We start from the raw sequence: 18,069 nt of genomic DNA on the forward strand, positions 1-18,069 counted from the left end.
ACCCTGACATCAAGGAGGCGTGCGCTATGGATTTTGTTAAACCTGCAGAAGTGCTGCAATCGATGGTCGAAGCTGGTGAGAGCAAGGCCAGAATGAACCGGGTACAGATGCTGATCCGCGGTTTTCTGGCGGGGGCTATCCTTGCCTTTGCAACGACACTGGCATATACCGCTGTATCTCAAACTTCCGTTGGTTTGGCAGGTGCACTGATATTCCCGGCTGGATTCGCCATTATTATTCTACTGGGTCTTGAATTGGTGACAGGAAACTTTGCGTTGCTTCCACTCGCAGTGATGAAACGTAGAGTAACATGGATGGAGATGCTCCGAAATTATTTTTGGGTGATTACCGGTCATCTGATCGGATGTGCTTTCTATGCTCTCTTATACGGCCTGACCATTACCAAGATGGGTACGGATATGAGCAACCCTCTAATTCAAACGCTGATCCAGACCAGTGAAGGCAAGACACTGGGGTATCAGCACTTGGGTGGGGCTGGCATTGTTCTGGTCACCATCAAAGCCATTCTATGTAACTGGATGGTCACACTCGGGGCAGTGATGGCGATGACTTCCACTTCCACACTGGGCAAAATCGTAGCGATGTGGCTGCCCATTACCATATTTTTCGCTCAGGGATTTGAGCACGCTGTGGTAAATATGTTCGTCATTCCGGCAGGCATGATGCTCGGCGCACAGGTCAGTATTGCTGACTGGTGGCTATGGAATCAGATCCCGGTATTGGTTGGCAATCTCATAGGCGGAGCCGTATTTACTGGACTCGGTCTGTATGCCGCCCACCACTGGGGAAATCCGGTGAAGATATCGACGAAACTGGCAACCATTCAGGGTGGTCGTTCAGGATTGGCAAGTTCTGATGCTACACCGAAATTGGGGACACGATCATGAGCCGGGGCCTGGTTAGTATTGTTGGCGCTGGTCCTGGAGATCCGGATCTGATTACGGTAAAAGCCCTGAAACGTATTCAGTCCGCAGATGTCATTATGTATGATCGGCTTGTGAATGATCAATTGCTCGCTGAGGCTCATGAAGGAGCACTCCGCATCTACTGCGGCAAGGCCCCAGGCCTTCATTCCATGAGTCAGGAGATGATTGGACGGATGCTGGCTGCCCATGCAGCGGAAGGCAAACAAGTCGTACGACTCAAGGGTGGCGATCCGTTTATCTTTGGCCGTGGTGGTGAAGAAGCGCTTGTGCTGGCGGAAGCAGGGATTGCATTTGAGATCATTCCCGGCATCACTTCAGCTGTAGGTACATCCTCTTCATCCCTTATTCCGTTAACTCATCGCGGGGTTGCTTCATCCTTCGCATGTGTCACGGGAACCGGCAGTGATGGAAGTGTATCTTCGGTCCGCTGGGACCTGCTCGCCCATAGTGTAGATACATTGGTCATCTACATGGGTATTAGCCAACTGCCCCAGATCCAACATGAATTGCTTCACCATGGCAAAAGCGGACACACCCCCGCAGCTTTAATCGAACGGGGAACCACTTCGGAGGAACGCATTATTACCGGCACACTTGCCGAACTCCACTCCCTCGCCAAGTCGCATAAAGTGAATAATCCCGCATTAATTATGGTCGGAGAGTCTGTCCTGATCCGCGAACAGCTGCTTCAGATGCAACAGGCCGCGAACGCCTCCATGACCGGATAATCTGACTCAATCCAACAGCATACGCTCATGAATAGTCCGACCCTTCTGCCCTGGTTCAATCAGCAGACGGGTCGGTTTGATGTTAATCAGTGCCGTAAGCTGCTCCCCCATATAATGCGCAGAATACTTGAATCCAATCTCTGCCCAATGCATGATCACACCTACCGTTGCAGATACCAGATAACTTAACATGATGTCGTAATTAATCGTCCACTCACTATCCTCGGTCACCAATACAAAATCTTCGGTTAGATACGTTCTAAACATATTGCACAGCCGGGAACCCATATCTGAATGCATCGTTATTAATGCACGAAAGATATCCTGATGGGCTTCAATATATTCGAATACAGGCATCGTGGATGGCAGCAATGCAGTCATGTCCACTTCTTTGAGCTGTGCGTATGGTTCTGCATAAGCTCGCCCCACTCCCTGCATGAAATCATCCAGTATGAACTGCAACAACTCCGGTTTGCCGGGAAAATGTAAATAGAAGGTTCCTCGGTTGTAATCCGCCCGCTCTGTAATGTCCCGAATGGTTAAAGCGTCTGCTCCCTTCTCCAATATCAAAGAAACCGCCGCAGCGATGATCGCATCCTGCGTTCTTCGTGCTCTCCGGTCCTGAGGATGTTCAATGATCAACATTCTCGCCTCCTTTGTTCATTATTGTAATATAAATGAACACCGCTTACATCTATGTCCGATAGCTGACATATGCGCTGTCAATGATTATTGTCACATTGCTATGTATATCTTAACATTGAGACAGGAAAGATAGACGACAGGTTGAAACTTTTTTTGAGAAATACCTGCCAATAATGAATAAGGAGCGGATAATCATGAGTACATCTTATACACATACAGCCGTTATTACAGGAGCAGCCGGGGGCATTGGTAAAGAATTGGCACGCCGCCTTGCTGAGCGCAAAATCAACTTGGTTCTGGTGGACCTGAATGAAGAAGCCATCCAACAGACGATTACTGATCTGAACCTCGACAAAGAGCACGTCATCGCCGTAAAAGCGAACGTATCCCAAGAAGCAGACGTGAAAAACTATGTGCAAAAAGCATTGGATGCATTTGGCCGAATCGATTATTTTGCCAACAATGCCGGTATTGAAGGTCCAACAGGACTGATCGAAGACCTGAGTGTTGAAGCACTGGATATGGTATATAACGTCAACATTCGTGGGGTATTCCTGGGTCTGCAAAATGTCATTCCAGTGATGAAAAAACAAAAATCGGGTGCGATTCTAAATACCTCTTCCCTCGCGGGTCTGATGGGTGCACCTGCTGTGTCTCCATATATTATGTCCAAACATGCCGTAGTTGGTCTCACGCGTACCGCTGCAAATGAATTGGCACCTTATAATATCCGGGTTAACGCTGTATTGCCAGGCACAATCAACACACGTATGATGCGCCAGATCGAAGCAAATTCCGGTAACGTGGAAGACTATCAATCAGCAACGGTGTCCAGCATTCCAATGGGTCGTTACGGTGAACCGGAAGAAGTCGCTGCAGTAATGAACTTCCTGTTGTCCGAAGAAGCATCCTATGTAACAGCTTCCCTCTACACTGTAGATGGCGGCATGATGGGTCAATAAGAAGCTGCAAACGGTAGGATTGATAGAGATTGGGTCGATAGAACTTCAAGTCCATCCTTAGAAAAGTTATACCGACAGGTATTCCCGAAGGAACGCCTGGTCGCTACAATCTAAAAAAGACCTCAACACCACAGTTTTGTGGAGTTGAGGTCTTTTTTACAGTACAACACTTGCCATGCAGAAGGCTGCATCTGTGAAAATGTCTTTTGAAACGCCATTTAACGCCTCGTTGCACCTTGTGATCACTCTAACGAACCTAGGGCACCATATATCAGCTAAAAGCGCTTATTTCCCGAACTAACGAATCTCAGACACGCTAATTCCGCAGAAATGCTTTAACTGCATGGGAAAGTCCTAAAATCCATAGAATAACGTGTCTTAGATTCGTTACATTCCCAATCGAGCGAGAAATGCCCGAATAGCGCGTGTGAGATTCGTTAGATTTTGCCCACACTTAACTTAATCGACGTATCCCGCGTGACCCTTGTCCATCAAGTAGTCCATCTCAGCATCCAGGATGCTTTCCACGGTCAACTCATCCAGCTTCACATCTTTACGACTAAGGATATAGTCAGCCAGATCATCGCCGTCAATATCCACATCGTTACCTTTGGCATTCTCATGCGCCTTGTTGATGTACGCTTGCTCATGCTTCAGCACAAGGGCGATATTCGCCTGGCTTGCCTTCGTTTTATCTGCAATATATTGCATCATTTCTTGTTCATTAATTGCGTTTGCTTCTGCCACGTTCAGTCATCTCCTTGATTCATACATACTGTTGCCATTGTAGCATAGGTTAACCCATTACAGGCAGAACTTATGCCTGAAGAACAATTATAGAGAGGGAACGAAGGATTAGTGTGGAGCCGAAACGTAGGTAGCATTTTTTCATACGCTGGCTCATCACACCTCCCTTACGACAACCGCACGTAAAATGTAGCACCCTCTCCGACTACACTTCGAGCGTACAGCTCTCCTTTGTGCTGATCCACAATGGAACGAGCAATCGCCAGGCCCAGACCATGCCCACCATGTTTGCGTGCTCTTGACGAATCGGTGCGATAGAATCGATCGAAGATCCGATCCAGATGTTCCGGCGCAATGCCTTCCCCAGTGTTGGACACGGTCAGCACGACATCATTATTCTGTTTCTGGAGGGTGACGTTTACGGCGCCTTTTGGACCGGAATACTTCACAGCATTATCGAGCAAGATCAGAATGACCTGTTTGATCTGCTCACTGTTCCCATGAACCGTAAGATTCGGCTCAATATTGTAATCGAGGGAGATGTTTTTCTCAAAAATAACGGCCTCCATCGGCAAAATAATACTTTCCACCGCATCGCTCATATTAAACTTCGCATGAATCATCGTGGAACGCGAGTCGTCCATCTGTGTCAGATAGAGCAGATCATTCGTAAGTCCGGTCATGCGCTCGGTTTCCGACTTGATATAGTGCAGCCACTTCGCCTGGTTTGTTATGGTATCCTCCTGATTCGCGAGCAACACGTCGGCATTGGTATTGATGATCGCCAGCGGTGTCTTCAGCTCATGTGAAGCATCACCGATGAATTGTTTTTGCTTCTCAAACGCTTCTCTGACTGGTGCAATGGAGCGATTCGCAAAATAACGACTCAGGAAGTAGATCACAATCAGCATGACCAGTCCGACAACAGCAAATGTATAGATCAGGTTCGTCAGAATGCCTTGTTGTGCGGTCACATCAATAAAGACAATCATATGCCCATCACCGCTCGGATCAACCACATAGGCCCAATCCGTTCCGTCCAGCGCAAATTGTCCAGTCTGCCGTCCCGAATCACCAACTTTATCTTGGTCAACCTTTTGCAACGCCGCGGTGTAGAACGTATCTTCCATATCAAAGCGGGAATGCGTATCCGTAATCTTCCACTGGTCATCCGTCTTGATCATGAACGAAACGGAACGTGCCGGAGGTGAGTTGGGATCACCTCCCGGGCCTCCATTATCACCACCCATGGCATCGGAGGGAAACGAATCTGTACCGGAACCCTGTCCTTCCCCGCGCGGCATCTTGGATGAATTATAAGGACTGTGATAGAAATCGGACACCTTGTACAACTCCATATTTGTCTCACGTTGCACATTCTGATACGTAATTGTATAGATCGTCGCAAATGCCACCAGCATCATAATAGATATGGACAACAGATTCACGATCAGGAATCGATTTCGGAGTTTCTTGAACATCAGGACGTCACCTCAAGCACATACCCCACACCCCGAATCGTGTTAATGCGAACAGCAGAGTTCAGGAAGGTTAATTTTTTGCGCAAAAACGATATATAAACCTCCACATTGTTATACTCCACTTCCGAATCAAATCCCCATAACTTCTCAATAATCTGCTCTTTGGAGGTAATCGCCTGTTTGCGGGCAATCAACAGCTCCAGCAGTTCATTCTCCTTCAGATTCAACTTGATCTCTTTACCCTGTACGCTCAGCTTCAACTGGGTTGTATTCAGCTCAATGTCGCCAAACTTCAGCCCATCCTCGGGAACCACTTCACCCTTCCGCCGTAAAGCTGCACGAATCCGGGCTAACAATTCCTCTGTGGCAAAAGGCTTGGCGATATAATCATCGGCACCATAATCGAGCCCTGTGACTTTGTCCGATAGTTCACCCTTGGCAGTAAGCAGAATGACAGGCGTATGAATGCCTTCACTGCGAAGTTTCTTCAGGACGGTGATCCCGTCCATCTCCGGCATCATGATGTCGAGTAGTAACAGGTCGTAGATGCCGCTCTGCGCATAATCGAGTCCTGACCTGCCGTCGTGGACCATGTCCACGGAGTAGTTGTTTTTTTTCAGAATCTGCGATACAGCCTCTGCCAAATGAACCTCATCTTCCGCAATTAATATTCTCATGCTCTATTCATTCCTCTACTTGAATTATTTCTCTCAATGGGCTTGTTTTATATGTTCTTATTCTATCAATTAAACCTTGAATCAATCTTAATTCATTTTGTGCATGCGCACTATTATAGGAAGGTAAAAAAATGTTAACGCAATGTAAAACCATTTAAGATTCATTCAAGGTTGGGGCTCTAAGATACAGACATGGAAGCAATACACGATGCAACAAAACATACAACCCACCAACGAAAGGAATGAGTCCCACATGGCTATTGAAGTATTCAACCGATATGAGAGCAAGTACCTTCTGACGGATGAGCAGTACGCACATTTCTACAATGACCTGCTGAAATACATGGAGCTGGATGCCTACAACAAGAAACATGAGTACTACTCCATCAGTAACCTGTACTTCGACACTCCGCAGGATTCGCTGATCCGCGCCAGTCTCTCCAAACCAAAATACAAGGAGAAGCTGAGACTGCGGGCTTATGGAATACCTGAAGAGAATGCCAAAGTGTATCTGGAGATCAAAAAGAAAGTATTTGGCCTGGTGAACAAACGCAGAACAGCCTTGAAGTTGGATGAAGCTTACGAATTCGTTCGTTCGGGACAGGCACCGGAGCTCGCGGATTACATGAACAAACAGGTTGTCGAAGAGATCAAATATTTCCTCCGGGTATACGATCTGGAACCGAAAGTGTATCTGGCGTATGAGCGCAAAGCACTCTTTGACAAGAACAGCCGGGATCTCCGCATTACCTTTGATACCAACATCCGCAGTCGTAGATACGATCTGAAGCTGGAACAGGGAGATTACGGCGAACCGCTGGTGAAGGACGGTCGATGGCTGATGGAAGTAAAAGCCGAGAAAACCGTTCCGCTGTGGCTGTCGCAACTGCTCTGTGAGCATGGTCTATACCGCACCGGATTCTCCAAATACGGTAACGAGTACAGACACCTGGTGAGAACAACCAACCTGAATTACCAGACAGAGCGCATTCTTGTACCAGGTACCGATTTCAACCCATCCATAGAACAAGATAAAACGATTATAGAAAGAGAGCGTGTCCTATATGCTTGATTCACTGTTCAGTTCAGCCCTAACCGATACCAACCTGACGTTTAACAACGCAGTCATTACTATTGGTCTTGCCATCATTCTGGGATTGGTCATCAGCCTCACCTACATGAAGACTAACCAAAACACATACTCCCAGAGCTTCACCTTAACGATGGTTGTCCTGCCCGTCATTGTCGCTATTATCATCCTACTCATCGGCAGCAACATCGCACGAGCTTTCAGCCTGGCAGGTGCCTTCTCGATCATCCGATTCCGAAGTGCCCCTGGTGATCCAAAGGACATTGCTTACGTATTGTTCACGATGGCTTCCGGTCTTGCTTGCGGTGTAGGCGCTTTTGGATACGCGGTTCTGTTCACCATTATCCTGTGTGTACTGATGTTTGTCCTGAGTCGCTTCAACTTCGGCGGCAAGAAAAGTCAGCTGAAAACGCTGAAAGTCACCATCCCCGAAAACTTGAGTTATGAAGAAGCACTTAATGAAGTGTTCCATACATTCAATGTACCTTTTGATCTGAAAAAAATCAGAACCACTGAACTCGGCAGTCTGTATGAGCTGGTCTACAGTGTAACCATTCACGAAAGTGTTAGCCAAAAGGAATTCCTCGATGCGATCCGCACACGGAACGGCAACCTGGATATCTCGTTAACCATGAGTCCAACAACAGAATATTAATTTTTAATTCGAAGGGAACGATCTAATATGAAGAAAAACATGATAACAGGCAGCAAACTTTGGTCCATCGCCATGATTACCAGTCTACTCGCAGCATGCAGTTCACCAGCAACGACAAGCACAACGGCCAATGCCGCAACGTCAACGACAGGAACAACCAAAACGGTATCTGTCAGCGAGCAAACTTCAGTAAAATATGCAGATCTGGTCTCTCTGGATGCTGACGATACCAATATTATCTGGAGTGAGGCGGATTCCACAGCGATTAAACTGAATGGCACAACTGCAACGGTGACTGGTTCGGGTGCCAAAGCAGCGAATGGTTCGGTAACCATCTCCGAAGCAGGTACTTATGTACTTAGCGGTGAGCTAACGGATGGCCAGATCATGGTTAACGTTGCCGATAAGGGCACTGTACATCTCGTATTAAACGGAGCAACCATTCATGATAACGACAGTGCAGCGATCTACATTCAGAAGGCTGGTAAAGCGGTGATTACGCTCGAAAAAGGAACCAAGAATACCATTTCCGATGGTAAAACGTATGTGTACGCCGATGCTACGATAGATGAGCCGGATGCTGCGATCTTCAGCAAAGCGGATCTTACGTTCAACGGTGCAGGTCAATTGACCGTCACAGGTAACTATAATGAAGGTATTACGAGCAAGGATGATCTGAAAGTCATTAGCGGTAACATCAGTGTCAAAGCAGCCGATGACGGCATCAAAGGTAAGGATATGGTCGCTATTCAAGCGGGTACGATTACCATTCAAGCCGAAGGCGACGGTATCAAATCGACCAATGACACGGATACCACCAAAGGTTACGTTGCTATCGCAGGAGGTACCTTCGATATTCAAAGTGGCAACGATGGTATTCAAGCCGAAACCGCACTTGTTGCGGATGGAGGCACATACAACATTGTAACGGGCGGCGGTAGTGCCAATGCACCAGCCAAAGTTGAAGAAGGTCCATTTGGCGGCGGTGGCGGTGGATGGGGCGGCGGCACACCACCAACAGATATGGGCACACCACCAGATGGCGAACCACCTGCGGATATGCCAGAGATGCCTAATAACAGCGGTACAAATGCAGGTGCTAATACGAATGACGCAGCAGCATCCAACTCTGCCAATGCAACAGCAACAACGGATAACAATGCTGATGCGGACACTGCTACAACAGCAACGGAGTCCACAAGTGCCAAAGCACTCAAAGCAGGAACAGACCTTACAATTAATGGCGGTGCGTATACCATTGATTCCATGGATGATTCCCTGCACAGCAACAATAACGTAACCATCAACGATGGAACATTCAGCATTGAATCCGGTGATGACGGCATCCATGCCGATCAGGCCCTTACGATTAACGGTGGAACCATCACCATTGCGAAGAGCTACGAAGGACTTGAGGGGGCAGTCATCACCCTGAACGATGGGGATGTGGATGTAACAGCATCCGATGATGGCGTAAATGCTGCAGGTGGCGAGACGGAAACAGCTGCGAATACAGCGGCAAGTACAGATAGCGCTACTACAGCAACCGATGCCGCAACGACTTCCAACATCTCTGTAACCGAAACGACGGGCACAACATCAACTACCGATCAGGCATCCCAAGGTACAGCTACTACTCAGCAAGGACGTGGACCGGGCGGTATGGGCGGTGCGGCAGCGAGCAATAACGAGTTCCACATTAACGGCGGTACACTCACGGTGAACGCAGGTGGTGACGGACTGGATTCCAATGGTTCCATTAACATGACTGGTGGAACGGTTATTGTGAACGGACCGACGGATAGCGGCAACGGAGCACTGGATTATGACGGCACCTTTGAAATCAGTGGTGGATACCTCGTGGCTGCCGGAAGCTCTGGTATGGCACAAGGAACATCCGATGCGTCTACGCAAAACACCATTGTGATGACATTCCCTGCAACGCAAAAAGCTGGAACACTTGTACATGTACAAGACAACGAAGGCAACAACATTCTGACATTCGCTCCGGCAAAAGATTATCAAACCGTGGTTGTCAGCTCACCGGATCTTGCAAAAGATGGTTCCTACGTGGTCTACTCCGGTGGTACATCAACAGGTAAAGCGGTAGATGGACTCTACACAGACGGTACGTATAGCGGTGGAACTCAAGTGGTTGCCTTCCAATCGACAAGCAATGTAACTTGGGTCAATGAATCTGGTGTAACTACAGCCAATTCAGGTATGGGTGGTCCAGGAGGAGGCCGTGGTCAAGGTGGCTTCGGAGGCGGCAGAAACAGATCCCAATCCGGTACAACATCCGACAGCACAGGCACTACCGATTCTGCAAAATAATACGTGCGGTAAACAATAATCAAGCAATCTCTTGCCCCAACTCAAAGGCGAGACAAAAAGGCCCCGAATCACTTCATAGTGAGTTCGGGGCCTTTTTCGTATCCTCATTCTTACGTGGTATCTGCATTACTATGATATGAAGCGCACTCTTTCATCCATTAACGTTATGGCAGAAGGTTTACAGCACTCCAGCTGAGTAAACCTGGTGATCACTTTCCTGTTCTTTTCTTTAAAAGGAATACACGTATACCTTGGTACGCAGGGCATCCCGGCATGTAATAGTACGTAGTGGTTCTTTTCCTGGCAGGGCAAAACAGACGCTAATCACCTTGGCACCCGGCGGAAGCTCTCGACTGAACTTGTCCAGAAGCTTAGTCATGGCACCCGGAAACAGATAACAGATCACACAATCCGCATGTTCATAGGAACTGGTGTAGATATCCCCGCGCATGAAGCGCAGCCTGCCCTTGAGAGAGTACTTTTTTCCCTTGGCTCGACGTAAGCGAACACTGAAATAGGCAATCAGTTGGGAAGACCATAAGGGAATTCTCGAATTCTCAATCCCGGTAAGCCTTTTACCAGGGCAGTGTCTTACAACATCCAATCCCAATGTGCCCCATCCGGAGCCTGCTTCAAGCACATCCCCGTACCCGGGAATACGGTTTACCTCTTGAATGACCACCTGTCTGACACGACTGGATGTGGGCATCGGGGAAATCCCGTTTTTCCAACTCACGAGTACGATCGATATGACACCGATCAATGTCACCACGGCAATCAGCCATGGAATCAGGTAAATGATGAACATGAACTCATCCCTTTGTTATCACTCATTCATTCCGGCACATGAGACTTCATATATACACCTTTTTTATATACAGACTTGATGGTAAAATGTACACCCAGCTTGCGATTCGTCCGATAGATTAGCGAGTTAATCTCGTCGATCCCCACCGCTTCACTCTCCAGCATGCTCCGCTCCGGCCACACCTGAGCCACAATCTGCTCTCGGGTCACAAAATGGTCCAGTTCACTATACAGCAGCTTGAACAGTTGATACTCCTTCTTGGACAGCGGAATCTCCACTTCACCGATCTGCACGGTTTGCAGGTGATCCTGCAAGCGTACACCCTCACCCAGCAGATCCGACACCCGATATTCCCTCGTCTCTCCAAGATCCCCTTCAGCGCGAAGCTGGATCAGTCCGTTGACCAACGTCAGGCTATCGCCCTCGCTAAACGGATATTTCTCATAGGGAACGAGGCGCTGCCCATTCAGTTCGGTACCATTTTTGCTATCCAGATCCTCAATCCATAGCTGTTGCTGTACATCATAATGAATGCGGCAATGCCGCTTCGATATCATCTGATTATAGATAGACAAGTCCAATTCACTTCCGCCTGTGTAACGTCCCACCGTAATGGAGCGACCTTGGCTTACATAAGCAAATGAGCCGTCACTTTCCTGTCCTGGCGTACGAATGACGATTTTTGCCGTCTCCCGCATGTTATTCTCCCACCTTCAATGATCACTCACTCGATCTCTATAAACATTTCATAACAATAATGATAAAATCATCAGATTTGTTCCATTGTTTGCACCGCTATAGTTCAATATAGTGGTATACAGGAACGATTTATGTTCGGTTCTACTCACTCTACTATACCAGACGTTGTGCTTTTTTTCTCATGACGGCCGGATGTCTACTTTTAGCTCATTCAACAAGAGAGGTACCTTCCTATGAACAAAAAAAATATTTTCATATACGTGTTACTCGCCTTTGCCCTATCCATGACATTAACTGTGCTCTCCCGTATGAATGATGATGGCGGAGAACCACTGAAAGGCACCTCAGCTGCCGAAACCTCATGGTTACAAATGAAGATCCAACCCTAAGTCTACTCTATTATAACGTGATCTCTGCGCAAAACGTTTCACGAATGTCATATTAGGCTAAGCCATAGACTCATATCAATAAGGCCCCAGATTGCTGGTAACAGCAACCCGGAGCCTCATTTTAATCCAGAAAATCTATATTACACGACTTATTTCACAGAGCGAAGTGAAGTGGACAGCGGACATTCCCACCATCCGCACTCACGTCATTGCCGCTTCTTTCTCACGCCGAATTTCCTCCACGCATACACGATAAGAGCTACAGGGCCACCAAGCCATAACAGTTGCCAAAGCATGATTTTCAGGTCAAATCCCACTTCGAATCCCTCCCCATATAATCGCAAATGCTACTTCTATCGTTCGTATCCAAGTTAGTCTTGGTCTTCCTCAGGCACATTCGGCTCGTCGTCAGGCTTCGCTACCACTCTGGACTGTACTTCCTCCATCCGGCTGGACACCTTCTGATACAGGTAAGAGATCCCAAGCAGTAGTACGCCAAAGCTAAAATAGGCAAAGATTTTGCTGCCCGAGGTGAGCATCCCCACATCATAGAACACCATCTTCCCCGTAGCGAACAACGTTAGTCCTAGGCCCAGACGCCGAATCATGACATATTTTCTACGGAATCCATAGGCAATATAGAGAATCGCCAGCAGCAGATAGATCAGGCTGAACATCAGCCCCACATCGCCCCATTGGAACTGAATCGTCAGGAAGACGGTGATGACACCCAGCAGATACACCCCTGCGATAACCGGGTACCATTCAATGCTCTTGAACTGCCCGCGGATGCCTGCAATCAGCAGATCCCTTCCTGCAAAGAATACCCCTACGTTAAAGATAATTAGCACCAGCAAACCAATAATCTCCGCCGCCGTATGCTGCTGAACTTCCGGCTGAAGCGCTGGCATGGTTAAGGTTACGGCCAGTGCAATACAGCAGCCAATAGCATGCAAGAAGGTGGTATACACCTGCACGTATCGATCACGCAGCAGCTTCACCTTGTTCAGTCCATAGGCCAATGCAATGGTGAGCGCTGCGAACATGAGCAACTTGTAGAACATGTATAACAGGAACGTCCCATCGACAGCTCTGGTATACAATTCATTCGACTCATACAGCACGTATAACCACAGATTCGCAAGTGTTACATACTTGAACCCGTTCAGGAAACCCAGCTCCAGCGCGCTGTAATTGAATCTCTCCCTGGAAGATGAGTTGCCGTGGACTGCCCAGGCATAATAAAGTGTAATAAGTAAGGTTCCCAGCGTGATGCTGGAGTATTTTAACATAAAGTAAGAACGTTCCCCGATGAAGAATAGCGCCAGCAGATCATAGTACACAAAAGTGATTAGACATAGAAGCACAATGCCCCATCCAGCACGTTCCACCGATTTGAGCCGTTTTAGATGTCCTAGCGTGACCAGCAGAACGCCTTCAATTAACCAACCCATCGATAACCACTTGGCCCCGAATTGGAACGGAATAATTAGAATGGCAAAGGTCAGGGAAGTGACATAAAAGAGCAGAATCGTCTGTTTCTCCTGAACCATATGGCGCTGGACGAATCGTGCGAGGCCCAGATACACCACGCAGAAGATCAACGCCAGTAAACCCTGAGCATCATTCCAACCCGCCACATCAAATAATACGTATAACATCAGACAACTAATGCTCGTATTCATGGCGAGTAGAGCGAAATCCCACCAGGTTAACTTCATCCGGTGTTTGAACGGATATGCCAGCGTAATGCCTAGATATAATGCAAACGTCACAATGGAATACAACATGCCAATCTTCTCACTTGGCGACAGCCATAATAGGATGAGCATGGATGGTGTGTTGAACAGGAAACTGATATAGTGCACCACTGGCCACCGTTTGCCAAACGAAATGAACACAATAATGCCGTTTAAGAGCAGCAGATAGATCATGGCTACATAGACAGCCGGACCTTCGAGTCCGAACGAGAACATGTAGGAGAATAGCGGAAGATATCCACCCACCAAACCTAGTGAACAGATGGTCTTCGACTGGTATCTCAAGGACAATAATACGGAGATTGCCGATACCAATACAGACAGGGCAAGTCCCGTATATAACCCGATAATATGCAGTAAAAAGTAACTATAGAAGACAGAGCCGAACAACACGGATATCCCACCGCCGAGCAGCCCCATCGCAAACGTCTGTCTTTTGCGGCGGAACAGCCACTCTCCTCCAGCGAGCATCAGTGCACCGAGCAGGAAAAAGGCTCCGCTCTTCATCTCGTCATTAAACCAGGTCGAGTACGAATATTGGAACGCTGCTCCAACCCCCAGAATGAGGAGCAAGATGGCTACTTTGTTGATCCAGCTGAGTCCAATCTTCATCTCCATGCGATTCTGCTTGATCCGGCGTTGAATAGTCTCTTCGCTCAACCCTTCCTCCGCCATATGCTCATATCCACGTTCCATGTGCCCACGCAGAGCCTCTTCTCTATCCCGTACGGCTCGTCTGTGCGATTCAATACGCTCATTCACCTCTGCCGCAAGGTAAGCAATCCTCTCCTTTACCTCATCGGAATCCTCTTGCAACTCCTGTGCCGCCTGGTTGTACAGCGCGTTTAGATTGGATTTGGTTCGATGTTCATGGAATGCAATTCGATCATTATGTACTGCTGTTTTCCCTTGAAAATAGGTCTCCATCTTCTCCCGGGATACCCGGATCAGATTCAGCTTCTCATCCAGCATCTGTTCAGATAACGCCATGCGAAGACGTGCATTCTCTTCTTCCATCTTGCGCGAGCGAAGTTCAAGCTGGTGCAGCTTGAGCTTATGGGCTTCATACTGTTCCTGTAACTGTTCATTCTGAACGATCAGGTCATCGGACTGGTATTCCTGGAGCAAGGCATGATACTCCTTCGCCAGCTGTTTCTGCTGCTCCTGAACCTGTTGAAGCCGATCCTTAAACTCCTTCATGAGCTTCCTCCGTTGGTTGATGTTTAATCTTTTCCCTATATTTTACTATATGTATGCCATAAAAAGAGGTTTAAACATTAGATATATCTGTTCAATATTTCATCCGTAGGATCTCAAACGCAAAAAAGCCGGGAAGCAACTGCTTCTCCCGACTTATATTCATATGAGCTTTGCACAAGAATGGATGCTTATGCCGCATCACTCGTCTCTGATTGGTCCGCTGACTCGGGTTCAATAATCTCAGTCGCATCCGGGTCCAGCCAACTGGCGATCATGCCACGCACATATTGCAGATCGTCCTCCGACAGATCGTAGTACCATGTGCCACTGCGCGTTGCACCCTCACCCTTCAGCATATAATTGCTGATCGTTGGTATGCTATCTTTCATATATAAGGACTCGGCAAATTTCACGATAAAGTCCGAGGTCATGTTAGTTGTAAAATTCGATCCGGCAATCTGGATTACGTCCGGGATCTTGGTCAGATTTTTGACTTCCAGCGCACGATTCATGAAGGCGCTTAAGAAAATCCGGTGACGCATCGTCCGATTGAAATCGGAATCTTCCCGGTAACGCACATATCCAAGCGCTTCTTCGCCGTTATAGATCGGTTTATTCGCTTCAACAAACAGCTTCTCATGAATTTTGAGCTTGTTCTCAATGTTCTTTTTGATCGGCAGTTCCACACCACCAACCGCATCAACAATATCCTTGAGCCCGTTAAAATTAATCGCGGCATAGAAATCCACTTTGTTCCCCAGCAAATTCTCCACCGTATCCATCGCCATCTTGGCTTCACCATGGGCATACGCTGAGTTGATCTTCGACTTCACATCCCGGCCGACAATCTCGGTATAGGAGTCACGCGGAATGGACAGCAGCAGCACTTTATTGTCTTCTGGACGCACGACGGAATAGATGATGGTATCCGAACGGCTTGGTTCGTTATCCCGTTGGTCAATCCCTAGCAGCAACAGCGAGAATGGGTCGGTATGTTCCACGACAGGGGCATCCTTATCGCCCGCTGGTACAAAGGAGTCATCCAAGGCTTCCTTCACTGTAGCTGAAGCGAACAAATTAAAGGCAAACACGACGAGTTGCTTTTGATAGATAAATCCGAGTCCTCCCAACACAAGCAGCACACTTAGGGTGATGATCAATGGCTTCTTCCATTTCTTCTTCGGTTTCTTCGGCTTCCGTCTTGTTAAATGTGCAGCACTGTTTTCCATCATATCTCCTTTGATAACGGGTTCTTAGAATCATTTAACTATATTAATAACACGTTTTCAATAGATTACGTTATAATCTGCATTACATAAATGTACATAAAGGGAGCGATGAATGATGGAGTATCGACGTTTGGGCAATAGTGGTTTGCGTGTATCGGCACTGGGGCTTGGCACCAATGCATTTGGCAAACGCGCGGATGAAGCAGCTTCTACCCGCATTATTCATGCAGCGATGGATCAGGGCATCAACTTTATCGATACTGCCAATATCTACGCAGGCACGGAATCGGAACGCATTATTGGACAGGCTCTCACAGGTCGACGGGAAAACGCGGTGCTTGCTACCAAGGCCGGATTACCCCGGCATGATGGTCCTCATGGGCGGGGTTCCTCCCGCTACCATCTGCAACAAGAGCTGGAACATAGCCTGCGGCGTCTGCAAACGGATTATGTCGATCTGTACCAGATCCATACTTTTGATCCGCATACACCGCTGGATGAGACACTGCGCACACTGGATGATATGGTCACTTCCGGCAAAGTCCGTTACATCGGAGCCTCCAACTACGCAGCTTGGGAGCTGATGAAAGCTCTGGGCATCAGTGAACAGAAAGGTTATGTGCGCTACATCTCCACCCAAACCAGCTACTCCCTGGCAGACCGTACGCCCGAGTTGGAACTGGTACCGATGTGTCTGGATCAGGGTGTAGGTATTATTCCGTACTTCCCGTTGGCAGGTGGTATTCTGACAGGTAAATATAACGGACAGACCCGTGTGCCTTCTGGTTCCAGAGCAGACACCGATCCGTCTTTCAACCGTTTCTTGCTGGAACATAATATTCAACTGAGCGAACAAGTAAGCGCAAAAGCGGCTGCATATGGATGCTCCCCGAGTGTGCTGTCGCTTGCATGGCTGCTGACACGTCCGGCTGTATCCACAGTGATTGTTGGCGCTACACACACCGATCAGTTGGAACATAATCTGGCTAGTCTGGACATGTCACTGCCCGATGAGCTGTTGGCCGATCTGGACCAGATCAGTGACTCTTTCCGTCGCCGCGAGCCGTTTGCGTCCTATCGAATCGATTGAGCAACCGAAACAGACCTCCCGACAAGATGAAGTCAGGAGGTCTGTTTGTATTTTGCAGAGGTGCTATAATTATTAATAATTAGAAAATTTCCCAGTTCCACTACATTCTGTAGTTTAATACATTAAAAAAAGATATATTACGGATCAACTCTCTGTTTTTTGGCGAAGAAACTCCTGCATGATCTCCAAATACTCTCCCTTACGTTCATCCAAAGTTTCGAAAAATGCCTTGTCCGATTCCTCGACCAGATGGATTCCCTCCACAGCCAATCGGGTTCCTTCTTCCGTTGTTGTGATAATGTTGGCACGCGTATCTGTCTGATGACGGGCGCGGGTAATTAATCCCCTTTTTTCAAGCGCACGTAGAACCTGAGAAGTTACGTTAACATCCACCTTGGCAAACTGAGCAATTTGGACCTGAGTAACTCCTTTGCCTTCCTCATCGTGTTCATTGAGCCACAAACAGGCGTGCAATAATACAAATTGAGGTTGTGTCAGTTCGAGGGGCTCCAGCACCCTGCGTACTTCCTTTTGCCACATGGCTGTAACCTGCCATAACAGATATCCCGGACTTTCTTGTGCGTTTTTATACCGTGAGCTTGTCATCTCATACCTCCATGATGTGCGA

The 18,069-nt window shown here is 47.8% G+C and carries 17 protein-coding genes; 8 read left to right on the plus strand and 9 right to left on the minus strand.

The window, feature by feature from the left end:
* Positions 1-26 precede the first annotated feature (26 nt).
* Both AC4E8D_RS30630 and cobA read left to right on the plus strand, forming a co-directional pair.
* Complete coding sequence (locus AC4E8D_RS30630; protein ID WP_449003665.1) at positions 27-908, plus strand: formate/nitrite transporter family protein; 882 nt, start codon at positions 27-29, stop codon at positions 906-908.
* On the plus strand, positions 905-1,675 hold the full coding sequence (gene cobA / locus AC4E8D_RS30635) for a uroporphyrinogen-III C-methyltransferase (protein ID WP_490205648.1): 771 nt from the start codon (positions 905-907) through the stop codon (positions 1,673-1,675). The genes AC4E8D_RS30630 and cobA overlap by 4 nt, the downstream gene beginning before the upstream one ends.
* A gap of 6 nt (positions 1,676-1,681) precedes the next feature.
* Here the strand turns inward: cobA and AC4E8D_RS30640 are convergent, their stop codons facing one another.
* The gene (locus AC4E8D_RS30640) at positions 1,682-2,320 is read right to left on the minus strand and encodes a TetR/AcrR family transcriptional regulator (RefSeq protein ID WP_336763007.1); all 639 of its coding nucleotides are present in this window, start codon (positions 2,318-2,320) and stop codon (positions 1,682-1,684) included.
* Between the two features lie 194 nt (positions 2,321-2,514).
* On the opposite strand from AC4E8D_RS30640, the gene AC4E8D_RS30645 reads away from it, so the two are divergent.
* Positions 2,515-3,282, plus strand: a complete 768-nt coding sequence (locus AC4E8D_RS30645; protein WP_145324813.1) for an SDR family NAD(P)-dependent oxidoreductase — start codon at positions 2,515-2,517, stop codon at positions 3,280-3,282.
* Positions 3,283-3,741: 459 nt separating this feature from the next.
* Here AC4E8D_RS30645 and AC4E8D_RS30650 read toward each other — a convergent pair whose 3' ends face one another.
* The 3 genes from AC4E8D_RS30650 to AC4E8D_RS30660 form a co-directional block, all read right to left on the minus strand.
* A complete protein-coding gene (locus AC4E8D_RS30650; RefSeq protein ID WP_124116914.1) occupies positions 3,742-3,996 on the minus strand; it encodes a hypothetical protein in 255 nt (84 codons plus the stop codon).
* A 200-nt stretch (positions 3,997-4,196) separates the two neighbouring features.
* Positions 4,197-5,510 carry a sensor histidine kinase gene (locus AC4E8D_RS30655; RefSeq protein ID WP_490205649.1) on the minus strand — a complete coding sequence of 438 codons (1,314 nt, stop codon included), beginning with the start codon at positions 5,508-5,510 and terminating at the stop codon, positions 4,197-4,199.
* On the minus strand, positions 5,510-6,187 hold the full coding sequence (locus AC4E8D_RS30660; protein WP_047841085.1) for a response regulator transcription factor: 678 nt from the start codon (positions 6,185-6,187) through the stop codon (positions 5,510-5,512). Before AC4E8D_RS30660 ends, AC4E8D_RS30655 begins: the two co-directional genes overlap by 1 nt.
* A 253-nt stretch (positions 6,188-6,440) precedes the next feature.
* Here AC4E8D_RS30660 and AC4E8D_RS30665 point away from each other — a divergent pair, with 253 nt between their 5' ends.
* Genes AC4E8D_RS30665 through AC4E8D_RS30675 form a run of 3 tightly spaced genes read left to right on the plus strand, consistent with a single transcriptional unit; the run spans position 6,441 to position 10,266 of the window.
* A complete protein-coding gene (locus tag AC4E8D_RS30665) occupies positions 6,441-7,259 on the plus strand; it encodes a polyphosphate polymerase domain-containing protein (RefSeq protein ID WP_221819970.1) in 819 nt (272 codons plus the stop codon).
* A complete protein-coding gene (locus AC4E8D_RS30670) occupies positions 7,252-7,932 on the plus strand; it encodes a DUF4956 domain-containing protein (RefSeq protein WP_221819971.1) in 681 nt (226 codons plus the stop codon). Before AC4E8D_RS30665 ends, AC4E8D_RS30670 begins: the two co-directional genes overlap by 8 nt.
* Before the next feature lie 27 nt (positions 7,933-7,959).
* Complete coding sequence (locus AC4E8D_RS30675; RefSeq protein ID WP_221819972.1) at positions 7,960-10,266, plus strand: carbohydrate-binding domain-containing protein; 2,307 nt, start codon at positions 7,960-7,962, stop codon at positions 10,264-10,266.
* A 229-nt stretch (positions 10,267-10,495) separates the two neighbouring features.
* Here AC4E8D_RS30675 and AC4E8D_RS30680 read toward each other — a convergent pair whose 3' ends face one another.
* Together AC4E8D_RS30680 and AC4E8D_RS30685 are read right to left on the minus strand one after the other, a co-directional pair.
* Entirely contained in the window at positions 10,496-11,074 is a 579-nt protein-coding gene (locus AC4E8D_RS30680) for a class I SAM-dependent methyltransferase (RefSeq protein WP_221819973.1), read from the minus strand.
* 26 nt (positions 11,075-11,100) lie between these two features.
* Positions 11,101-11,772, minus strand: a complete 672-nt coding sequence (locus AC4E8D_RS30685) for an FHA domain-containing protein (RefSeq protein WP_221819982.1) — start codon at positions 11,770-11,772, stop codon at positions 11,101-11,103.
* 234 nt (positions 11,773-12,006) lie between these two features.
* Between AC4E8D_RS30685 and AC4E8D_RS30690 the strand changes: the two genes are divergently transcribed.
* On the plus strand, positions 12,007-12,162 hold the full coding sequence (locus AC4E8D_RS30690; RefSeq protein WP_192135259.1) for a hypothetical protein: 156 nt from the start codon (positions 12,007-12,009) through the stop codon (positions 12,160-12,162).
* Positions 12,163-12,533: 371 nt separating this feature from the next.
* Here AC4E8D_RS30690 and AC4E8D_RS30695 read toward each other — a convergent pair whose 3' ends face one another.
* Together AC4E8D_RS30695 and AC4E8D_RS30700 are read right to left on the minus strand one after the other, a co-directional pair.
* Positions 12,534-15,122 (minus strand): DUF2339 domain-containing protein, encoded by a 2,589-nt coding sequence (locus AC4E8D_RS30695; RefSeq protein WP_221819985.1) that lies wholly within the window; start codon positions 15,120-15,122, stop codon positions 12,534-12,536.
* A gap of 188 nt (positions 15,123-15,310) precedes the next feature.
* The gene (locus tag AC4E8D_RS30700) at positions 15,311-16,354 is read right to left on the minus strand and encodes an LCP family protein (RefSeq protein WP_306299259.1); all 1,044 of its coding nucleotides are present in this window, start codon (positions 16,352-16,354) and stop codon (positions 15,311-15,313) included.
* Between the two features lie 112 nt (positions 16,355-16,466).
* Between AC4E8D_RS30700 and AC4E8D_RS30705 the strand changes: the two genes are divergently transcribed.
* On the plus strand, positions 16,467-17,441 hold the full coding sequence (locus AC4E8D_RS30705; protein ID WP_221820280.1) for an aldo/keto reductase: 975 nt from the start codon (positions 16,467-16,469) through the stop codon (positions 17,439-17,441).
* 144 nt (positions 17,442-17,585) lie between these two features.
* Here AC4E8D_RS30705 and AC4E8D_RS30710 read toward each other — a convergent pair whose 3' ends face one another.
* The gene (locus AC4E8D_RS30710; RefSeq protein WP_036612197.1) at positions 17,586-18,047 is read right to left on the minus strand and encodes a MarR family winged helix-turn-helix transcriptional regulator; all 462 of its coding nucleotides are present in this window, start codon (positions 18,045-18,047) and stop codon (positions 17,586-17,588) included.
* Positions 18,048-18,069 lie beyond the last annotated feature (22 nt).

Source organism: Paenibacillus sp. SRL342 (genome assembly GCF_984798905.1).

What these genes read in the sequence shown, in the direction of transcription:
- AC4E8D_RS30660 (WP_047841085.1), bottom strand. Translation starts at nt 6,187, where the DNA reads ATGAGAATATTAATTGCGGAAGATGAGGTTCATTTGGCAGAGGCTGTA.
- AC4E8D_RS30640 (WP_336763007.1), bottom strand. Translation starts at nt 2,320, where the DNA reads ATGTTGATCATTGAACATCCTCAGGACCGGAGAGCACGAAGAACGCAG.
- AC4E8D_RS30685 (WP_221819982.1), bottom strand. Translation starts at nt 11,772, where the DNA reads ATGCGGGAGACGGCAAAAATCGTCATTCGTACGCCAGGACAGGAAAGT.
- AC4E8D_RS30645 (WP_145324813.1), top strand. Translation starts at nt 2,515, where the DNA reads ATGAGTACATCTTATACACATACAGCCGTTATTACAGGAGCAGCCGGG.
- AC4E8D_RS30655 (WP_490205649.1), bottom strand. Translation starts at nt 5,510, where the DNA reads ATGTTCAAGAAACTCCGAAATCGATTCCTGATCGTGAATCTGTTGTCC.
- AC4E8D_RS30705 (WP_221820280.1), top strand. Translation starts at nt 16,467, where the DNA reads ATGGAGTATCGACGTTTGGGCAATAGTGGTTTGCGTGTATCGGCACTG.
- AC4E8D_RS30650 (WP_124116914.1), bottom strand. Translation starts at nt 3,996, where the DNA reads ATGATGCAATATATTGCAGATAAAACGAAGGCAAGCCAGGCGAATATC.
- AC4E8D_RS30700 (WP_306299259.1), bottom strand. Translation starts at nt 16,354, where the DNA reads ATGATGGAAAACAGTGCTGCACATTTAACAAGACGGAAGCCGAAGAAA.
- AC4E8D_RS30675 (WP_221819972.1), top strand. Translation starts at nt 7,960, where the DNA reads ATGAAGAAAAACATGATAACAGGCAGCAAACTTTGGTCCATCGCCATG.
- AC4E8D_RS30670 (WP_221819971.1), top strand. Translation starts at nt 7,252, where the DNA reads ATGCTTGATTCACTGTTCAGTTCAGCCCTAACCGATACCAACCTGACG.
- cobA (WP_490205648.1), top strand. Translation starts at nt 905, where the DNA reads ATGAGCCGGGGCCTGGTTAGTATTGTTGGCGCTGGTCCTGGAGATCCG.
- AC4E8D_RS30630 (WP_449003665.1), top strand. Translation starts at nt 27, where the DNA reads ATGGATTTTGTTAAACCTGCAGAAGTGCTGCAATCGATGGTCGAAGCT.
- AC4E8D_RS30710 (WP_036612197.1), bottom strand. Translation starts at nt 18,047, where the DNA reads ATGACAAGCTCACGGTATAAAAACGCACAAGAAAGTCCGGGATATCTG.
- AC4E8D_RS30680 (WP_221819973.1), bottom strand. Translation starts at nt 11,074, where the DNA reads ATGTTCATCATTTACCTGATTCCATGGCTGATTGCCGTGGTGACATTG.
- AC4E8D_RS30665 (WP_221819970.1), top strand. Translation starts at nt 6,441, where the DNA reads ATGGCTATTGAAGTATTCAACCGATATGAGAGCAAGTACCTTCTGACG.
- AC4E8D_RS30695 (WP_221819985.1), bottom strand. Translation starts at nt 15,122, where the DNA reads ATGAAGGAGTTTAAGGATCGGCTTCAACAGGTTCAGGAGCAGCAGAAA.
- AC4E8D_RS30690 (WP_192135259.1), top strand. Translation starts at nt 12,007, where the DNA reads ATGAACAAAAAAAATATTTTCATATACGTGTTACTCGCCTTTGCCCTA.